A 19,811-nucleotide genomic window follows, 5' to 3' on the forward strand; every position below is an offset into this window, starting at 1 on the left:
CCGCTGCTTAAACGGCTGGATGAGCTCAAGCTCATTGAGAAAGATTCCTCGGCGAATCGCATCTACTTGCCTGTAGAGGGGGATCTTGCCGAGGATATTGAATCGTCACCCCACCGTGGTCGCACAAGAAGTTCGTACACGGACGGTGTTACCAGCTTTCTCGATGACCTGCGCAGGACTGACGATGGTATGGCCGCAATGAGAAAAGAGCCTGCTGCTGCGGCTCGCATTGCGGCACGGGTGACTGAGTTCCAAGAGACATTGAAGCTTGGTCTAATCAATGGAGATGCTCTTGCCACCACGCCAGATGCGTTGACAAAGGATCAAGCCAACGCTCGAAACCTAAGGTTTTTCTCCGACCCGCAAACGTACCGTGCGGAACATGCAGTCCAGCTCAGGATGCTGCGATCAATGGGGCCAGTGGAGTCAGAGTGGGCAGCAGTCACTCACTCAGACGCCAGGATCGGGCGGATCATTGATGAGATCCACAGTAGCCCCAAGAACCTGGTTGCCGGCCCGGGTGAGCGGGACGCGTTTGCACGCGAAGTGGCAGGCAGAATGGAGATGCGTCTGGCGATATCGCAGGCGGAACAGGCGGGGCGCCTAACATTGTCGGATGTGACCCACGCGCGCGTCCGGCACGCCTTAGTGGATGATCTGCCATCCATCGGGCCCGCGCGGGGAGGAATCTATGATCTGACTGCACCATCTCCAGCGCAGTACAAGCCCGTCTCGCAGCGCGGCTTCGTAACCATGGACCTCCTCATCGGCGAAGCCTCCGCCAGCGCCCAGCAATGGCGCCATCGCTCGAGGCCTCATGCAGCAGAGGCAGGTCGGCGGCGGCGTCGCCGGCGAGGAACACCGCGCTGTCACCGCAGCGCATCGTCTCGCGGTCGTGGCAGGGCACGCCGTGCTTGTCGAGCGCCAGTTGTGCCTTGTCCAGCGCCACGTCGTCCAGGTTGGGCGGGCGGCCCAGTGCAGCCACAACGTAGTCCACCTGCACGCTGCCATCTGCTGCGTCCTTGCCGCTCCAGCGTACGCGTACGCCTTCATCGCATCGCTGGGGGGCCACGTCCACACCGAGGTGAACCTCCATATCGCGCTTCAGCACCGCCAGTAGTGCATCGTGCACACGCGGGCAGCGTACCTTGGCCAGCGTTGTCTCCTTGCTCAGCAGCGTGACCTGCACGCCCAGCCGGGCCAGAGCCTGGGCGAATTCCAGGCCCAGCGAGCCGGCACCCACCACCGCTACGCGCTTGGGGAGCTGCTTCAGTTCGAACAGGCTCTCGTTGGTCAGCACGCGGTCGCCCAGTGCTTCAAAGGGCGGCGGCAAGGCAGGCGCGGAGCCGGTAGCGATGACGATGGCGCGTGCCTCAATGCGTCGGCCGTCGTCCAGTTCCAGCGTGGTCGGCGCGGCAAACCGCGCACGACCGGTCAACCGCGTAGCAGGGTCCAGTTTTTCGATCTGCTTGCGGGTGAGTGCTGCAAAGCGATCACGCTCCTCACGCACGCGCCGCATCACTGCCACGTCATCAATCGTCATGCCCTCCACGCGGATGCCGAACAGGTCTGAACGGCGCACGCGCTCGGCCTGCCTGGCAGCCGCCAGCAACAGCTTGGAAGGCATGCAACCGACGTTGGCGCAGGTGGTGCCGCTGAAGTGCGGATCGATCAGCAACGTGGAAGCTCCATTACGGCGTGCGGCCCGCTCTGCTGCCAAGCCGGCCGTGCCGGCGCCGATCACCGCCACATCACAGTGCAGGGGCGTGCTCATGGGGCCGCCGGCAGCGTAATCGACTTGATGTTGACGAACTCCTTCAGCCCCTCCGGCCCATGCTCACGCCCGTAGCCCGATGCCTTCACCCCGCCGAAGGGCAGGGTGGGGCCGGCCACGTTGAAGCCATTGATGCAGACCATGCCGGTATCGAAGTACGTGGTGGCCAGCTCGCGCGCGCGCTTCACATCACGGCTGAAGATGCCGCCGCCCAGCCCGTAGCGGCTGTCGTTGGCAATGCGCATGGCGTCATCATCGTCCTTGGCCTTGATGATGGCCGCAGCGGGGCCAAACAGTTCGTCCTCGTACGCCACCTGGCCTGGCGTCACATCGGCCAGCACCGTGGCCGGATAGAACCAGCCGGTCCTGGCCGGCACTTCGCCACCCACCACCAGCCGCGCGCCCTGGGCAACACTCTTGCTGACCTGCTCGTGCAGGGTGTCACGCTGGGCCTTGGACACCATCGGGCCGAGCTGGGTCTTGCCGTCATTCGGGTCGCCCATGCGGATCTGCTCGAACTGCGTTGCGTACGCCTCAACAAATGCGTCGTAGTTCTTCTCGGTCACGATGAAGCGCTTCGCATTGACGCAGGTCTGGCCGTTGTTGAACAGGCGCCCCTTCACGCAGGTCTTCACCGCCAGTTCCAGGTCGGCATCGTCCAGCACCAGATAGGCATCGTTGGAACCGAGTTCGAGCATGGTCTTCTTCAGTGCCTTGCCGGCCTTTTCGGCCACCGTGCGCCCGGCCTTTTCACTGCCGGTGAGCGTTACCGCGCGCACCAGGTCATGGTCGATGATGGCATCGGACTGGTCATGGCTGATCAGCAGTACGCCGAACAGCCCCTTGGGCAGGCCGGCTTCCTCGTACAGGTCGCGCAGGAACAGGCCGCTGCCGGTGCAGCTTTCGGCATGCTTCAGCAGCACGCCGTTGCCGGCCATCAGGCTGGCGATGGAGTAACGCACCGCCTGGTAGGCCGGGAAATTCCACGGCTGGATGCCGTACACCACGCCGATGGGCGAGTGGGTCACGATGCCTACGCCATTGGCCGAGGGGCGCTCTTCATCGGCCAGCACCGTCGGGCCCTGCTCGGCGGTGTACTTGCAGATGGCCACGCACAGATCCACCTCGCTGCGGCTGTCGCCGATCAGCTTGCCCACTTCGTTGGTCATCAGCTGGGCGAAGGCTTCCTTCTTCTCTTCCAGCTTGCGGGCAATGGCGGCCACCACCGCGGCGCGCTCTTGCAGACTGCGCAGGCGCCACTGCAGGAAAGCCTCGTGGCAGGCCTTCACCGTGTCCGCTGCTTGGGCGTCGGACATGTAGGCGTAGGTATCCAGCACCTGTTCGGTAAGCGGATTGATGGTCGTGAGCTGTTGCTTGGTCATGGTCAGGTCCACCTTGGTCTTGGGGAAGGGAGGGCGTGGGTAAGGGCGGCGTCAGCCGTAGCGACGGCGATGGCGGTGCAGCGCTCCCTGCAGGTTGTGCAGGGCCTTCAGCATTTCGTCGCGCCAGCCATGGGCGGGCAGCTCGCGCACCGCCGAATGGGCGGCACAGACAAACGGGGTGCCGGCCCAGCGCTCGGCCAATGCGCGGGCCCAGCGATCAAACGCATCAGCGGCACCGGCGCGGGCCTGCAGCGCACGCGACAGCGTGGGGTGGAACTTCAGGCGCGACTGCGGCAGCCACGTGCCCAGTACGCCGGGCGCTGCCAGCACGTTCAGCGTGTCATCCACGTGGACAATGCCGCTGTGGCGATGGCGGACCAGCACCGAACCGGCGTGCACGCTGTCATTGGTCGGCACCAGATCCAGACCCGCAGGAATAGAGAAATCCAGGTCGTCGGCAAAGTCGGCCTGGGTGGCCACGTCTTCGATCACGTGCGGATGCCACGGCAGGTGCGGCGCCCGCTGCAGATGACGGCGGGTGCCGATCAGGCGGGCAGCGGGCAGCAGCCGGTGCAACGGCTCGCAGTGCAGGGTATGGAACGGATGCACGTTGATGATCGCGTCCACCAATGTGCCGCCGGCGGTAAGGCCGAGCAGGGCCTGGCGCTGGGCGTCGCTGGGGGTGTAGCTGTCCAGCACCACGAAGCGGCCATTGCTGCGGCGGAGTACAGAAAGCTGCGTACCTACGTCGAGCAGCCCGGCGACCTTGAAGGTGCCGCGCAGGTTCCAGAAATCGGGGGCGAGTTGCTGCATCAGGATCAGGTAGCGAGGCTTTGGGGGGCCATCGCTGGGGTCTGCTTGGGGGTGTGGCTGATCGTGCGCAGGCCGCGATTCCAGCGGTGTGAAAGCGGGTGATGGGGATGTCAGGGGCGGCGGGGAGTTCGGCGGGCGCCGCCCCGTCAGCAGTGCGTTTACAGGGCGAACGACAGGTAACGGTTACCGGAGTAGCCGGTCGGTTTGGCGCTCATCTTTCAGGTCCAGAGTGGAGATTGCGTGACCTGCGCTGGTTGGGCTCAATGTCGACCTTGAGCCCCATGGTGCGCGCCAGCTGCCTCACCTGTGGGTCCAGGCTTCTGGCCATCTCCGCATCGCCCTCGATCATGATCAGCACGCGGTTTTCGCCGGGAAAGCCCGAGATGCCTGTCAACCCTGGAATCGAGCTGAAGATCAGCGGGTTGTTACGTTCCAGTATCCGATCGAACTCCGCTTCCGTGTGCACGTTCCCGGTCTCGAACACCACGCGCGTGCTTCCGCTTTCGGTCTTCACTACCCGGTTGGGCACCGGCTCGGTTCCGGTCAGTTCCACGAAGATGTGCTGATCGGGTGCATGCCGCAACGAAAGGGAGGACAGGCGGTCCGCGAACTCGCTTCTGAGCGCTTCGAACGTGGGATTGAGTTCGCCCTGGATGGTGAGCCGTGTGATGGCGTCATCGATCGAAACGCTGGGGTTCTCAGTGATGTAGTTGCGGGTAACGATTTCCATTTCCGCGTCCAAATCTGCAGCGGCAGCGGCGGCGGAGGTCTGGGCATGGGTTGTTCCGCAGAACAGCGCGAGGGTAGCGGCCCATATCAGTTGTCTTCCTTGCATGTTGAACTCCTTGAGATTCCTGGCCTTTGCTGGGGGCTATGCCCCCATCCGCAAGGCCAGAGTACCTTCCGGAGCTGGACAGGGTTGTGTTCGAGTTCTCAGGCCGGTTACTTGAACAGGGGGAGCTGTTCGATATGAATACCTCTTCCAGCAACTTCCACCTGCAATTAGGCTGGAAGCCGGTATTCAGGGGGAAGATGAGAAGTATGGAGCCGTCGAAGTCAAACCTGCCAAAGCGTGGGGAGTTTTTCCTGCTGATGCCTGACACAACTCGTGGCGGGAGGGGGCACGGCGTGGTGTTCGAGAATGTAAAAAACCTTAGGGTTCCTCCACGGCTTGTTCTCCGTCCTGAGGGAGGGGGATTTCCTCCGCTGATCGAAAAACCGCTACTCGTCTACTCGCCCAAGAAGGGTGAACCTCCGGAGGACCTTGAGGGGGGAATGAGTGGCTACTGGCTGGTCTCGGCCCGCCTGCGTGACGTGTTCGTCTCATTCGACCCGGACGCATTTGAATTTTTGGCGTGCGACTACAGGCTTGCTGATGGCTCCAAGGGGCCAAGCTACTTCCTATGTGATGTTACTCGCGTCCTGGACGCGGTCGACGAAGACGCTTCAACGTTTCGTGTTGTTCGAGACCAAGGCTATCCAGGAGGCAAGTTCTACGACCTTCGAGGAGGAAGCTCTTTGGCGTTCCGCAAGGATGTGATTGGAGCCTCGCATATTTTCCGGACGCCTTACTCAGGAAATCTGGTGTTCTGCGACAGCGCACTGCGGATTGCGGTTCTGGCCGCTGGAATCGGTGGCGGGGAAATATCCCGAGGGCTGTGGTTTACGGACGCAACAGATATCTGAAGCTGCAAGAAGAACTCTGGCCTCCGCCGGGGGCGATGGCCCCCAGCCGCAAGGCCCGAGTACCTCCCTGTGCTGGGCACGGCTGTGTTCGATTTCTTAGGCCGGTACCTTGGAGACCTGGCCCGGTGATGGGTTCCCCGCCGTGGCGGGCGCGGGGTGTGACGCAGGTCCGTTCCATATGGGATTTCATTGCATTCCGATTGCCCGAAGGCCCAGCCCCGAGTAAAAAGGGGCCGTTGCCGGCCATCGTGGATGAAGCCGTCCAAACATAGCTGCCGTTGGTTGCCGGTGCACGCGATTTGCCTTGGCACGGAATTGTATGCGAGAAGGCGGAGAAATCGGCGGCGGATGAGGCCCGGGCACCAAGGCGTGTGTACGGCAGAGAATGCTTCGAATCGGGATATCAGAGTGAAAGAAGTCAACGCGTCGAGGAGTGGCGAGTTCTACCTCGTAACGCCGGATACCAGGGGTGGTGGCCGCGGACGAGGATTAGTGTTGGAGAACAAACAGGACATCCCGCTGGCACGCCACCTCAGTCTGCCGCCCGGAAGCGGGGGGCTCTCGGGCCTGAGGGATGTCCCGTGCCTTCGCTATGACAGTTCGATTGGGGAAATGCCCCGTGATCTTGAGGGAGGATTCAAAGGCTATTGGCTAGTCTCCGAGGCTTTCAAGAATGTACTTGAAAGAGTTGATCCGGAGGGGTTCGAGTTCAAGAAGTGCGCGTTTGTATCTGCGGATTTCTCTGCGGACAATTCATACTTTCTGTGTGAAGTCGTTCGCACCTTGGATGTAATTGATCAGGCAGCGTCCAACGTGGAAGTGCTCGTGGATGGATATCCAAATGGCAAGTTCTATGACATAGCCGGTGGCGCCAATCTCGCCTTTCGCAAGGACGTCGTAGCTGGATCCCATGTGTTCAGGACTCCGTTCACTGCAGACGTGTACTGCGATCGCGTCATGCGTGACGCGATGATTGAGTCTGGATTTGGAAACACTCCCCTCACGCGTGGAGTGTGGCTCATTGATGCCGCCAGCCTTTGATCGCCCAGCGAGCAATTCCGCAAGAGAGTCATTGCGAAGGAGATCGCGAGAATGTAGTCCAATGGAGTGATCCTGCAGAGCCATCGTCGCAAAAACGTTGGACGCGTTGGATGAAGAGTCATCGCAGTCGAAGATCATTGTCAGCGATGACTATTAGGAGGGTAGCAGGACGAAAGCCAGCCACCTGAAATGTAGTCGTTGCGCTGTTGGATTCCTGGCCCCTGGGCGCTTGCTTGTGCGAGACCGAGCGCCCCATAGTGACAGTACTATGAGGAGGTAAGCTACTCCACCCTTCCGGCAGCGCATTGAATTCTAGGACAAGAGAATGGAACAGATGAGCCTCAATGGTCCCGAACTCGGACTGTACTACCTGTTTGCACCTGATCTGGAGAGCCGTCGTGCCTTTCGAGGTGCTGAGTTTGACAATGAGCAGGAGTTGCTCACGCCCCCTCGACTCATTGTTCGCCCCGAGAAAGGCGGATTTCCTGCTCTTCGCGAGAAGCCAAGAATCATCTTTGATGCATCCAAAGGTCCCGCGCCCCGTGATCTTGAGGGAGGGTTCAGTGGCTACTGGCTCGTGTCGGAACGCTTGCACCGTGTAATGAATAAGGTGGACCCAGGGGCGTTTGAGTTCGCTGAGTGCGAAGTTCGTCTGCCTGATGGCGCGATTGGTCCTCGCTACTATCTTTGTGATGTGGTTCGCGAACTGGATGCGCTGGACGAGTCTGCTTCAAAGCTTGATATCGAGGTTGACGAAGATTTCGTGAACGGGAAGTTCTATTCCATTGCTGGAGGTGCGAAGCTGACATTTCGGCCGGAAGCTGTGGCTGATGCGCATGTCTTTCTGACGCCTTTCAGTACATTTGTTATTGCTGACCGAACGTTCGTTGACGCGGTGCGTTCTGCGGGTGTCCCCGGGAATTCGTTTGAAAGCGGAATGTCATTCATAGACGCTGCAGATATTTGATTGTGTCGGGCTGCAAGGAAGGAGCCTTCAAATGCCTCGGACAGTACCTAGCTTTCAGCAGCACCACGCCATTGAGCACCAAACTCTGGGTAACAGTCGATTGCTAAGGGCGTTGACGAATTCCGGCCGCTTCGACATAGACGCGGATCTGAATCTGATCAATATGCCATCCGACAAAGCCCTTGCCCATGCGTTGGGAGTCTCTCCTCATAGCGGTGGTCCGATAAGAGACTATCGAGTGGGGTTGGATGACTATCTGGCGCGGCTAGAGCAAACCAAGGATGGTCGGGCTGCTATTTCCGGTGACTCCGACGCACTGGATCGCATTGCGGCGAAGGTGCACCGGCTGAGCGATGTTTCACAGATTGGCCTAGTCAATGGTGATCTACGTACGAACACGGCCTTAGGGCAGACCACGGACCAAGCGCGAGCACAGATCCAGCAGTTCTATCGAAAGCCAGATGAATATGCGGCTCGGTACGCTGGACAGCTTGCGGTACACGAACAAGCACCCATCATGTCCAGACAGTGGAGTGCTGTTACTTCGAGCGAGCAGCGAGTTGTCACGACGCTTCAGCATTTCCAAGCATCGGGACAGCCGTTAATTCGTGGTGGGAACATTGAACTCCAGCGAAGTGGCCTATCGGAAGCTATCACTGAAGCACACCGCGCTGGACGACTGCAGATGTCTCCGGGTGGCGTTCTGCTAGTTGAGTCGGCTCTCGGCGAAGAGACCGCGTCGCGCATACGTGTGCCGGTCAGGCAGCAACGCGGCTTCGTAACCCTCGACGTCCTCATAGGCGAAGCCTCCGCCAGTCAGCTCGTCCGCTCCGGCGGTCTCCTCGCCTCCGGCGTGGACGCCATCCTGACCACCCAACGCATCTCCGAGCACCTGCAGCAGGGCAATGGCACCGCCGCCCAGTCCGAGTTCAACCACACACTCGCACGCAGTGGCGGGGGCTGGTTGGGCGGCATGGCCACGGCATCGCTCATCGGCACATCCGGCTTCGTGCCGGCGGCGGTGGTGGCGGCCGACGCGCTGTTCATGAGCAAGGCCTTCGACAAGGGTGCCGATCTGCTCGACAACCGTGCGGTGTATCAGCAGGAAGACGCGGCGGGTGTGCTTTGGAAGTTCGACAGGCTGAACTGGCAGCGCCAGGCGAAGCTGGAGGATGCCGCCGAACGTTCGCCCAACGCTGTCGAGTTCAGCGTGGGTGCCAGCTATGAAAAGGCGCGTGAGCTGGGGGCCAAGGCCAGCGCGAGCGCTGTCGAGTTGGCACTGGGCAAGGCGCCCGAGCCGCAGAACCCGTTCAACCTTCCCGCTGGCCCGCAGGATGTGAACGGTCTGGACAACCAGAACTGGCAGCGCGATCCGCAGACCGAGCAATGGATCCGACAGGTCAAGACAGACGTGGTGGGGGCCAACGATCGCGGCGTGTACGAAACCCAGATAGCCACCCCAGAACGCGCGGCCGAGTTGAACCAGCAGGCCGTGCAGCGCATCGAAGACAACATCGCGCATGGCAAGGCGGCAATCGCAGCCAGCTACCTGGAAGCGCGCGCGGCAAGCCGCGCCAGTGATTTCGTGCCCTTGGTGCCGGACGCCGTGGACGCGGCGCGCGCCAGGCCCGATGCCATTCTTGGGTCGGACAACACGCTGTATCACCGCGATGCGGCTGGGCAATGGTCGCACCAGGGCGTAGTGGCCCAGGGCAACATGGCGTTGGAGCTGGAGCTGACCCGAACCATCCAGCAGCCATCGCTGGATGCGCTCGAGCGCAACCTTGCCGAACTGGAGGCCAGGCCGGCACCCACGAATGCGGAGATGAACCGCAACGAGGTCCGGCATAGATACGCCTCGGCCGGCATCACGCCTTCACCGCAGTGGATGGACGCCATCGAGCTGGCAATGGAGCGTACACGCAGCCAGCACGGCATCAATGGGCCCACACTGCAGCAATTGGCGCCCCCGGTGGACGGCGTTGCGGGTGAATCGCGCGCCATTACCCATTACCAGGTGGGCGAAGACGGTGTGGCTCGGCCGGTTGCCACGACAAGCACCGAAGAGCTGCAGGCGGCGTGGCGTGAAGTGCGCGAGCGCGCTGGCGAGCAGGCGCCGATACCCGAGTCGCCCGAGCTGCGTATTGCCGCACTGTCGCCGCGCGAACAAGAGGCGTACCAGCAGGCGCTGCAGGAGGCGAATCGGCAGGGTGCGGCCACGGTGGATGCGGGCCAGGTAGCGTTGGCTGCCGCACAGCATGCGCGGCCGGACGATCCCGCACCTGCCGACGCGGGCGACGCCGTCGCCGAAGCACAGCGCGCAGCGGAACGGCATCGCCCGCCCACGCCCGTTGAGCCGACGGCTGCAGCTGCGCCACCGGTGCTGCCGGCCGGCCCAACACGGGAGCGCGATCCCAATGCACTGCTGCCGACGGATGACCCACGAATCTCCCAGCCATCACGGCAGGTTGAGGAGACTGCAGAGCCCGAGTGGCGCACCGAAGCGGCGCAGCACCCGGCGCCGCAGGTAGCGGCCGAAAGCGCCTCTCCCAGGCATTCCACGCCGGTGGCTGCCGAGCCCTCGCTGCAGCCGAGCCACGACACTACGCCTGAGTCACTGCCAACGCAGGCCGAGGCAGCGCCTGTCACTGCGCAGCGTGTGCGGGACGAGCCCTCTGAACGCGAGCCCATGGCCCACGCGAGCACTGCGGTCGCAGACCCGCCGCCCCCGCCCCCTGCGCCGGACGTACAGATGGAAGCTGCAGCGCCGCTGCAGAACCAACCGGAGGCGGCACAGGTTGTGCCAGAGGGATCTGCGGAGCAGCCCGCCGTCGATCGCGCCGTGGCGCCTGAGGGCGAGCAGACCGCAGTCAAGCCTGCGCCAGCGCCCGAGGTGGTGCTTGAGGAGGCCGTGCCCGAAGCTGCGGCACCCGCATCTGCGCCCCAGCCCGGCGCTGTTGAGCCGCTGCAGGGCGCGCCTGAGGACACAACGAACCCCACGCGCCCGGGCCATGCCGACCACCCGCTTTACCAGCAGATCTGCGAGCGCGTGCAGGACCTGGACGCCCGATACGGCCGCAGCTTCGATGCAACCAGCGAGCGGGTGGCCGCCAGCCTGCTGGTGCTGGCCAAGGACAACGACCTGGAGCGGGTGGACCACGTGCTGGTCAGCAACGCCACCGCGGAGCATCCCGCTGGCCACCGGCTGTTCGTGGTGCAGGGTGATCCGGCCGACCCCGCCCACCGGCGCGCCGACATGCCCACCGAGCAGGCGGTGCAGACACCGGTGGAGGAATCGCTGCAGGCGTTCGATGCGGTCAGCCAGGAGGCGGCCCAGCGTGCAGCGGCCAATCTTGCGCAGCAGCAGCTGGAGGACGAGCGCGTGCAGCAGGACATTCAGGTGCGTGCGGCCAGCGCGGGCTAGACCGCCTGTACGGCGCGTGCACTCAGCGACCGCCGGGCAGACGCCTGTCAGTCTTCTGCCAGGAACTGCACCTTCACCCGCAACCTTACCGGCACTGCCACGCCATCGATCACTACCGGCTCGAACCGCCACTGGTTGATCGTGCTGAACGCCGCACGATCCACGTCACGCAGGCGGCTGGAGAGCTCCACCAACACATCGGTCACCACACCGGTGGCATCCACATCGGCCGCCACGACTATCGGCAACGGCGGTGCCTGGACACCGTCGGGCAGGCGCGGCAGCGGCGCATACAGCGTGGCGGGGGCGTGTTCCAGTACGAGGCCGGCGTTGTCACCAGGCTCTACGAACACCTCGGTAGTAACAGCGGGCGTTTCGGCGCTGGCTGCAGCAGGAGGTGCGCCACAGGCGAACGCCGCCAGCGCCAGCATCACAGTGAATCGAGACATCGGGAAACTCCGTTTCCAGTGCCAGCCAGCGTAACGCCTGGCGACACGTTCCATCCAAAGAATGGCCTCCGAAGCGAACCTCGGGGGCCGTGCATTACACCTGTTCCACCGTCTGCTGGCGTTGCGGCAGCTCCGGCGGGCGTGCGCCCTGGCTCATCACCTCGCGCACCTGGTGTTCCTGCTGGTAGAACTGGCCAGCCCGATCCTGCGCGTCGCGGCTGTAGTCCTCAAAGACGCCGAACAGGGCGCGCGATTCGTCCGGCAGCAGGTCCAGCGCGGTGATGTGGCGCTTGCCGCCACGCGCGAAGGCCACCGAGGTTACTTCGGCCACGCACACCGCCACCCGCAGCGGCCCGAAGCGCACGGCGCCCTCGGCCAGCGTGCCGTTGCCGGCGTAGGCATTGCCGGCCACGCGCTTGGCGCGGTGGTAGGTGCCGCGGTAGCTGACCCGGTACACGGTCGACTGGAAGTCCACGCGGTTCCACAGTTTGTGTGCCGATGCCAGGGCGAACTGCGCCGAGGAGATGAAGCCCAGCGCGATCAGGCCCATCATGGCCGCGCCGCTGCTGCGCGCGTACAGGAAGGCGAACACCACGCCCACCAGGCCCAGTACCAGTCCGAACAGGCCCAGCGCCAGCAGCGGTCGCTGCGTGTCCGAATTCCAGGCGGCACTGAACGCTTCGGCCAAGCGCGGTGCGCTCTGGTCAGCGCGCACGCGCGGTTCGGTTTCCAGCAGCAGGTGACCGTCGAAGGCATCATTGCTGACCTCGTGGTCCTGCGCGTAGTACTGGCTGGGGTAGGGCATGCGCGTCTTCAGGCGCTCCAGCAGGCCGCTGGTCAGATCGGGCATCTGCAGATCCTCGCGCACCAGATGGCGCGCGGCCGAGGCGCTGTAGCCGCCGGTCTGGGCGATGAGCGAAACGGTGAACAACGCGCTGGCGATCAGCGCACTGCCCAGCACCGCGATGGTGGGCAGCACGACGGTGGCCACGGCGAAGGGCGGCGTCGGCACCTGCACCGGCGACAGGGTGATGGCCAGCGGGCCGGCAATGGATACCAGCAGCAGCGCCACCATCGCACCCCAGCGCGGTGCGGGCACGGTGTCGGGGGCCGCTTCCATGGCGCCGCGGCGGATGGCTGCCAGGGTGGCGAAAGGCTTCAGCAGCAGCACGGCCAGCGCGAAGTACAGGCCGGCCATCCAGGCAAAGGCCGCAGGCTGGGCGAACACCCACGCCAGCGCGAAGCTGACCAGTACACCGGCCAGATACACGGCGCGGCGCAGCTGGGTTTCGGCATGCCAGCGGATGGCCGACGGCGCGTTGATCAGGTGCGGCACCAGGCCATACAGCATGGACAGCAGCGGATCATCTGGGCGCTGGCGCACGGTGATGCCGTCGTTGATGAGCCCCACCAGGTGGTTGCTGACCGAGCCAGTGCCCGACGGCACCGCAATCTGCCCGGCCTCGCCCGGCAGCACGGTGAAGCGGAAGTAGCGCATGGCCACGCCCACATGCACGCCGCCCAACAGCAGCAGGGTCAGGCCGGTCATGGCACGGCCGACCGAGCCCAGGCCCATGGCGCGTACCTGTTCGGCGTTACTGACGCCCAGCAGCAGCACCAGGCCCATCACCATGGCGAATGCGCCCAGAGTGAGGTGCAGGGTGTTGGGCAGACGCATCGGGTTGACGGTGGCGGCCTGGGACGGCGGCGTGCTGTATTCGGTGCTCATCGGGTTCTCGAACGGGCGCTTGAACGGCATTAGCGGCGGGTTCGGGAGATTCTTGAGTGGCGTGCTACGCACATACACGCTGCGTGCCCTGCATCTTGAATATCGAGAAGATGCAGCGCACCGAGTATGCAGATCGTTGCACGTGTTTTGACAGCACCACGCCACTCCAGCGCCGCGTGCTGCAACACCCTGCCGGAATCACCGGAATGCTCTCTGGTTCACACATTCAGCAAGCCATTTGCGTCGCCAGCCCCACCTCCACCAGCCGCTCCACCCACCTGTGCGATCATCCGGCCAGGACCGCAGTACCCAACAAGGCAAAGCAGGCATGGAGCAGGCAACACGCTATACCGTCACCGTATTCCTGGCCGCGCCGGGCACCCCGCTGAAGAGCGGCGGCAGCTCGCCGCGCGGGCAGATGTTCCTGCAGGTGGCCGCCGGTGACGAGGCCCACAGCTACGGCTTCGCGCCACCGCGCCTGCCACCGGGCGAAACCGCCAGCGGCGTGCAGTACGCACAGGTGCGCCACGACGATGCCGACGAGCACGTGGACCCTTACTACAGCCGCACGCTGGAAATCACCGAAGAGCATTACGGCTGCCTGCGCGATTTTGCCGAGGAGCCGGCCGAGTTCGAATTCGACGTGGACCGCCCGGCCACCATCAACCGCTGCAGCGATTTCGTCTGGGCCGCGCTGAACTACGCGCGCCTGCACCCGCTGCCCGCGCCGCTGGATGGTGGCAGCGACCTGGGCGAATTCGCCGTGCTGTTCAACCTGCCGGAAATCCAGTGCATTGCCGCACCGTTCCCGGACAGCGATCTGAACGCCGAGCATCACCACCCGATGCCCGCGCGCGAGGCCGAACTGCACCGCCAGGGGGTACGCCCCGACGATCAGCCGCCGCCCACGCCCATTGAAGTGGCCGGTACGCTGCTGGACCCCTCGCATCCCGACCATCGTCTGTTCGCGCAGTTGATCCAGAAAGTGGCCGAGCTGGATGCCGCACACGGGCGCACCTTCGATGACACCAGCCAGCGCATCAGCGCCAGCCTGCTGGTGCTGGCCAAGCAGAACAACCTGTCACGCGTGGACCACGTGCTGCTCAGTCGCCCCACCCAGGACAGCCCCGCCGCCGGCAGCATCTTCATCGTGCAGGGCGACCGCAACGACCCCGGGCACCGCCGCGCCAGCATTGCCACCGAAGTGGCGGCGCAGACCGACGTGGCCGATTCGCTGCGGTTGAAGGAGCAGTGATGCGCGCGGTGCGTGCCGTTGTTGCGTCTGCGGCGCTTGCCTTGCTGGTGGGCTGCGGCAGTGGTTCGTCAGCGGAAGCGCCGAAGCTGCTCACGCGCGCCGAGGCCGACGCCCGTAACGTGGTGCCGTTCACCCGCGGCGTGCGGTTGGATAAAGCGGGGCGGATCGTGGATGTGACGTTCGATGCAGCGGAGCCCGATCGGTCCGCCACCCCAACGTTGATCATCGGACTCAGAAGCGAGGGTAAGGAGCCGGCAGAGGCGCACGCAGTAACCGCCGCCATCCAGCGCGACGGGCTCAAGGCGCGCGTAGCACTGGAACGGCTGGATACTCCTTCGCCCAAGCCCGTTCCGTTGTGGAGAGTTTCCGATGACGGTCGCAGCGAGGTGCAGCTGGCAACGGACATTGTGGGTGAGCGGCTATGGGGCGCGGATGTTGCAGTGAGCACCTTGGCCGAGGCGGGGCTGTACTCCCAGCAGCTGAGCTATGGCGAACTGCAGTGGGCCAGTGCGGGCCTCGGAGAGCGAGGCCGATATCACCTGCGGATTGATCTGCTTGACGATCGTCCTGATCTGGAAGGGCTCCAGGTTGATGTGATGGTTGGCTACCAACAACGTGGGAAGTGAACATGCAAAACGACTCTGCTGAACGAATCACCCTGACCGTTCACCTGGCCGCGCCCGGTACGCCCTTGGTGGAATTGGAGAACAATGAGCGGAAGCAGGTTGGCGCCTCCGATGTCGGGCACATGTTCCTGTCAATTGATCGCGTTGGCTCCGGCGAGCCGCAGCAGAGCTTCGGGTATACGCGAACGCCGATTCCCGGTAACAGTGATCTCGGGAAGGTTGTCGATTACGACCTTCGTGCGTATGAGAACCCTCGCTATCAACGCACGATCGAGATTACGCAGGAGCAGTACGAGAAGATCGTCGAGTTCGCGAAAGATCCCGCCAAGCATGGCTTCGATGTAAAGAACTACAACCTCGCCTCCAACTCCTGCGTGGATTTCGCCTGGGGCGCCTTGAACCATGCCGGTATCCATGGCAACACCATCTTCGGGGAATTCAAGACGTACGAAGGCACCTTGAAGGTGCTGGACAACATCGGGCCGGTGCAGAGCATCCGGCCGCAGGTGAAAGGCAGTGAGCTGGACCGGGAAGAATGGAAGCCGATGCCCGAGCAGACCAACGCGATACAGCGGTGGTCCACCGATGCCAATGATCCCGCCCGTGCGGGTGCCTTGGCGTGGACCGGTACGCCCGCAGATCCCAGCCACGCCGACAACCCTCGCCTGAATCAGATCCACGAGCGTGTCGTTGCGATGGATGCCTTTGGCGCAGACAGCGCCAACGTCAGCGCCAGCCTGCTCGCGCTGTCCAAGGAGCAGCAGTTCGCCCGCGTGGACGACGTGCTGCTCGGCGAGCGCCGCGGCGATGCAGCGCCCAACCTGTTCATCGTGCAGGGCGATCGCGCCGATCCGGCGCACCTGCGCGCCAGCCTGCCGGCGGATGTGGCGGCGCAGACCCCGGTAGCGGCTTCGTTCGAGCGCGTCGAACAGCTTGCCCAGGCCCAGCCGCAGCGCGACGCACAGCGCCTGCAGGAGGACCAGCAGCTGCAGCAGTCGCAAGGCCCGCGCATGGCCTGAGCCCCGCCGCCCAGCCGCGCGCGGCCCACGCACCAGCCCCACCTGCTACCATTGGCCTGCTAACCCAGCCAGCCCACCCTGCGCAGACAGATGCGGGGCGGGCCGTCGCAGTACGGCCCAGCGAGCCAGGACACCCTCCCGTGCCCTTTCAAGGATGCTCGCATGAACCGTTTGTCGCTTTTCCGCTCGGCCGCACTGGCCGTGGCCATCTCGCTCAGCGTGGGCGCGCCGTCGGCCTTCGCCGATAACGCCGCCGCCGCCCGCACCACCACCGCCGTGCAGCGCCAGGCCGTTGCTCAGGGCCTGTACGAGCTGGCCTACAGCCCCAGCCAGAGGGCCGTGTTCGTCGCCTCGTCCGGTGGCTTCGGCGACAACGCCGGCCCGTCGCAGGTGCTGCGCCTGGACCCGACCACGCTGGCCGTGCAGACCCGCATTCCGCTGGAGCGCAAGGCCTTCGGCGTGGTGCTGGATGACGCCCACAACCGCCTGTACGTCGGCAACACCGTAGACACCTCGGTGACCGTGGTCGACACCGCGCAGAACAAGGCCATCGGCACCGTGCAGCTGATGGAAAAGAAGGTGGGCAAGGACGGCAAGGCCGGCTACACCCACGACCTGCGTGAGCTGGTGGTCGACAGCGCGGCCAACCGCCTGTACGTCACCGGTCATTCCGGCGAAGGCAGCGTGCTGTTCGTGGTGGACACCACCACGCTGAAGCTGATCGACACCATTCCGGGCCTGGGCAAGGCCAAGGCCCCGGGCCTGGCGCTGGATGCAGCCAACAAGCGCGTGTACACCAGCAACCTGCTGGCCGATCTGGTGGTGGTGGGCACCGATTCGAAGAAGGTGGTGGCCGAGCACAAGATCGCCGCCGAGCAGCCGATGAACATCGCGGTGGACCCGGACGGCAAGCGCCTGTTCGTGACCGACCAGGGTTCGGAGATGATCCGCAACTACATGACCAAGAGCAGCGAGGGCTTCACCAGCAAGCACCCGGGCCAGCGCGTGCTGGTGCTCGACCGCAGCACCGGCAAGGAACTGGCCAGCATCCCCACCGATGCCGGCCCGCTGGGCATCCTGCTGGATGCACCGCGCAAGCGCCTGTACGTGACCAACCGCGATGGCGGCACGGTCACCGCCTTCGACAGCAACAGCTACCAGAAGGTCGCCACGTACGACGTGCCCACGCACCCGAACAGCCTGGCGCTGGATGCTAAGAACAACGTGCTGTACGTCAGCATCAAGAATGGCGAAAAGGATGCCAAGGGCAGCGAAGAAAGCGTCGCCCGCATCCAGCTGTAACACAGTAGCGCCAGGCCATGCCTGGCGAGCGGAGATGGGGTAGCGCCAGGCCATGCCTGGCGGCTTTCCGCAGGAAAGGCAGGGTGCAGACCTTGCCTTTTTCCTTTCCGGGCCACGGGAAAACCGTGGCCCCCGTCACCTTTCAGATTTGCCTTACAGGCGTGTTCACAAGCCTGTGCGAAGATTCGGCCATCGGCCTGGCCACACGCGGGCACGGGCCCGATGGAATGCCGATCTGACCCATGGACGCCGTGATGCACATCGCCCCCGTGCCGCCCCTGCGCACTGTCGCACTGGCCATAGCCCTGCTCATGCTGCTTGGCTGCGCTGCCCAGCCACCACCGCCCCCGCCGAAGGTTCTGACCGCAGAGGAAGCCGCTGCGCGCACGGTGGTTCCGCTGACCCGCCCGATTGCGTTGGACAAGGCGGGGCAGATTGTGGATCTGGAGTTTGAGCTGCCGCCTGTTACTCCCGACGAGGTGCCGAGACTGATAATTGGCCTACGGATATGGGGGGCTGACGCGAAGAAACTGATTGCCGAACAGCAGAGGATCCAAGAGCCCGCGCTGGTATCGCGTGTCAGCCTGCAGCGCCTCGATGGTGACGGAGCCCCGGTGGCACTCAGTTACAGGTCGCGAGATCGCCGCGAGGAACTGCATGTCGCGCCTGGTGCAGACATTCCGTACACGACGGAAAGCAGTGTGGCGACGGGCTCGCTTTGGATGGCCGGCCTCGTGGATCAGCGGACCGTTTACGGAGTCGCCAGGATTGCGGAGACATCGCGTATCGAGCCGGGCCGATTCCGTTTGCAGATCGCATTGCCGGAAGATAGGCCCGACTTGAAAGACATGAACGTTGAACTGCTGCTTGCATACGGACCGAGGGCGAAGTGATGGATAAGGATGAGCGATACACGCTGACTATCTACCTGGCTGCGCCGGGAACGCCACTGAAGGATGGTGGCAGTTCGCTGACGGGACATATGTATGTCGAGATCGGGCAGGGTGACAACCGCGTCAGCTATGGATTGCAGCCTCGCGCTGCTGGCCCGCCGGTGGGTGAGTGGGACAGGCGGATGGGAGCCGTTCCCGCTGCGGTGACAAAGCAGGATAGCGAGCAGTACTTGCAGCCGCATTATTCACGCACGCTCGAGATAAGCAAGGAACAGTACGAGAAGATCCAGGAATTCGCTGCTGATCCTGCTGCCCACGGGTTCGATATGAAGTACCACGGCGTGACTCACAGTTGCACCGATTTCGCGTGGGCTGCGATGAACCATGCAGGCATCCACCGCCAGACATGGATGGGCGCGGACAAGGATTACGAAGGGCAGATGAAGGTCCTCTTCAACCTGCCGGAGGTGCAAAGCATCGAGGCACCGTATCCGAACAGTGATCTGAACACCGAGCACTACAACGAAATGCCCGAGCGTGACTGGCGGCAGAAGATGCTTTCGGAAAGTCATGGCCCGGAGCTGGCTCCCGAACGCGGCGCGCCGTTCGGTTCACGTTCGCAGGGCGATCCGATGCTGGCGCAGATCAATCAAGGCGTAGCCGCGCTGGACGCACAGAACGGCCGCACGTTCGACGCCACGAGCGAGAACATCAGCGCCGGCTTGTACGCCCTGGCCAAGGCCAATGGCCTGACCCACGTCGATCATGTGCTGTTGAGCAACCGCACGGCGCAAGCCGAAGCCGCGCAGAACATCTTCATCGTGCAAGGTGAACCGAGTGACCCCGCGCATCTGCGTGCGAGCATGGCAACTGCGGTAGCCGCGCAGACGCCCGCGGAAACGTCGTTCGAGCGAGCCCAGGAGCTGTCGCAGGTCGCGCAGACGCGCTCGCAGGACGAGCTGCAGCAGCGCCAGGTGCAGGAACAATCCGGGCCGCGCATGGGGTGATCCAAGCATGGTCGATTCCGTTCTACGACTATTCTGATTGCAGTGCCGGGTATTGGCGGCTACGGTTGGATCCTGTGGCAGGGAGCCGAGAGGCCTGAATCATGCGATGGATGCACCATTGGCTTTGTGCGGTTCTAATCACCACGATGGCTTCTGCCCTTGGCGCCTGCAGTAGTCGCCTGCCGGACGCCCCCGAGCCACTGGACCTGATCCAGCCGATCGACATCACCCGGCCTGACCAGGCGGTGCGGTTCGAGTTCGAGACGAATGCCCGCAACTTCTATCCCGGTCGACCCTATGTGCTGGAACTTGAAGTGCAACGGCAGGGGCAGGAGCATGGTAGAGCGCCCGACATGCGTAGCGCTCACGTTCCATTTCAAGTGTCCCTGCAGCGCTGGGTAGCAGGCGCCTGGCAGGACGTGGCTACCTCTGACATCTATCAGG

16 protein-coding genes are annotated in these 19,811 nt (G+C 63.8%); 10 read left to right on the forward strand and 6 right to left on the reverse strand.

Translation table 11 applies throughout. The annotated features are described in order from the left end of the window. Positions 1 to 763: 763 nt before the first annotated feature. The 4 genes from C1932_RS02220 to C1932_RS02235 form a co-directional block, all read right to left on the reverse strand. A complete protein-coding gene (locus C1932_RS02220) occupies positions 764 to 1,774 on the reverse strand; it encodes an FAD-dependent oxidoreductase (protein WP_108761075.1) in 1,011 nt (336 codons plus the stop codon). Further along, positions 1,771 to 3,156, reverse strand: a complete 1,386-nt coding sequence (locus C1932_RS02225) for an NAD-dependent succinate-semialdehyde dehydrogenase (protein WP_108763323.1) — start codon at positions 3,154 to 3,156, stop codon at positions 1,771 to 1,773. The genes C1932_RS02220 and C1932_RS02225 overlap by 4 nt, the downstream gene beginning before the upstream one ends. A 51-nt stretch (positions 3,157 to 3,207) precedes the next feature. Beyond that, positions 3,208 to 3,969: a hypothetical protein gene (locus C1932_RS02230; RefSeq protein ID WP_108761076.1), complete on the reverse strand. Its 762-nt coding sequence runs from the start codon at positions 3,967 to 3,969 to the stop codon at positions 3,208 to 3,210. Positions 3,970 to 4,180: 211 nt separating this feature from the next. After that, positions 4,181 to 4,804 (reverse strand): hypothetical protein, encoded by a 624-nt coding sequence (locus C1932_RS02235; RefSeq protein WP_108761077.1) that lies wholly within the window; start codon positions 4,802 to 4,804, stop codon positions 4,181 to 4,183. 206 nt (positions 4,805 to 5,010) lie between these two features. Between C1932_RS02235 and C1932_RS02240 the strand changes: the two genes are divergently transcribed. The 4 genes from C1932_RS02240 to C1932_RS02255 all read left to right on the forward strand — a co-directional run bounded on the left by C1932_RS02240 (position 5,011) and on the right by C1932_RS02255 (position 11,087). Continuing rightward, complete coding sequence (locus tag C1932_RS02240) at positions 5,011 to 5,655, forward strand: DUF1629 domain-containing protein (protein WP_108763324.1); 645 nt, start codon at positions 5,011 to 5,013, stop codon at positions 5,653 to 5,655. A gap of 408 nt (positions 5,656 to 6,063) precedes the next feature. Continuing rightward, a complete protein-coding gene (locus tag C1932_RS02245) occupies positions 6,064 to 6,696 on the forward strand; it encodes a DUF1629 domain-containing protein (protein ID WP_234412275.1) in 633 nt (210 codons plus the stop codon). 325 nt (positions 6,697 to 7,021) lie between these two features. Then, the gene (locus tag C1932_RS02250; protein ID WP_108761079.1) at positions 7,022 to 7,663 is read left to right on the forward strand and encodes a DUF1629 domain-containing protein; all 642 of its coding nucleotides are present in this window, start codon (positions 7,022 to 7,024) and stop codon (positions 7,661 to 7,663) included. A gap of 244 nt (positions 7,664 to 7,907) precedes the next feature. Continuing rightward, on the forward strand, positions 7,908 to 11,087 hold the full coding sequence (locus tag C1932_RS02255; RefSeq protein ID WP_159094487.1) for an XVIPCD domain-containing protein: 3,180 nt from the start codon (positions 7,908 to 7,910) through the stop codon (positions 11,085 to 11,087). 47 nt (positions 11,088 to 11,134) lie between these two features. On the opposite strand, the gene C1932_RS02260 is transcribed toward C1932_RS02255, so the two are convergent. Together C1932_RS02260 and C1932_RS02265 are read right to left on the reverse strand one after the other, a co-directional pair. Further along, the gene (locus C1932_RS02260; RefSeq protein WP_159094488.1) at positions 11,135 to 11,536 is read right to left on the reverse strand and encodes a TonB family protein; all 402 of its coding nucleotides are present in this window, start codon (positions 11,534 to 11,536) and stop codon (positions 11,135 to 11,137) included. 94 nt (positions 11,537 to 11,630) lie between these two features. Continuing rightward, on the reverse strand, positions 11,631 to 13,295 hold the full coding sequence (locus tag C1932_RS02265; RefSeq protein WP_108761082.1) for a hypothetical protein: 1,665 nt from the start codon (positions 13,293 to 13,295) through the stop codon (positions 11,631 to 11,633). Positions 13,296 to 13,593: 298 nt separating this feature from the next. On the opposite strand from C1932_RS02265, the gene C1932_RS02270 reads away from it, so the two are divergent. From C1932_RS02270 to C1932_RS02295, 6 genes are all read left to right on the forward strand, one after another. Then, a complete protein-coding gene (locus C1932_RS02270; protein WP_108761083.1) occupies positions 13,594 to 14,520 on the forward strand; it encodes an XVIPCD domain-containing protein in 927 nt (308 codons plus the stop codon). Further along, entirely contained in the window at positions 14,520 to 15,146 is a 627-nt protein-coding gene (locus C1932_RS02275; protein WP_108761084.1) for a hypothetical protein, read from the forward strand. Before C1932_RS02270 ends, C1932_RS02275 begins: the two co-directional genes overlap by 1 nt. Positions 15,147 to 15,148: 2 nt before the next feature. Beyond that, positions 15,149 to 16,165, forward strand: coding sequence for an XVIPCD domain-containing protein (locus C1932_RS02280; RefSeq protein WP_108761085.1), 1,017 nt, complete (start codon positions 15,149 to 15,151; stop codon positions 16,163 to 16,165). A 162-nt stretch (positions 16,166 to 16,327) separates the two neighbouring features. Next, complete coding sequence (locus tag C1932_RS02285) at positions 16,328 to 17,467, forward strand: YncE family protein (protein ID WP_108761086.1); 1,140 nt, start codon at positions 16,328 to 16,330, stop codon at positions 17,465 to 17,467. A 254-nt stretch (positions 17,468 to 17,721) separates the two neighbouring features. Beyond that, positions 17,722 to 18,360, forward strand: a complete 639-nt coding sequence (locus tag C1932_RS02290) for a hypothetical protein (RefSeq protein ID WP_159094489.1) — start codon at positions 17,722 to 17,724, stop codon at positions 18,358 to 18,360. Continuing rightward, the gene (locus tag C1932_RS02295) at positions 18,360 to 19,367 is read left to right on the forward strand and encodes an XVIPCD domain-containing protein (protein WP_108761088.1); all 1,008 of its coding nucleotides are present in this window, start codon (positions 18,360 to 18,362) and stop codon (positions 19,365 to 19,367) included. The genes C1932_RS02290 and C1932_RS02295 overlap by 1 nt, the downstream gene beginning before the upstream one ends. Positions 19,368 to 19,811 lie beyond the last annotated feature (444 nt).

The organism is Stenotrophomonas sp. YAU14D1_LEIMI4_1, assembly GCF_003086815.1.
Lineage (GTDB): Bacteria > Pseudomonadota > Gammaproteobacteria > Xanthomonadales > Xanthomonadaceae > Stenotrophomonas.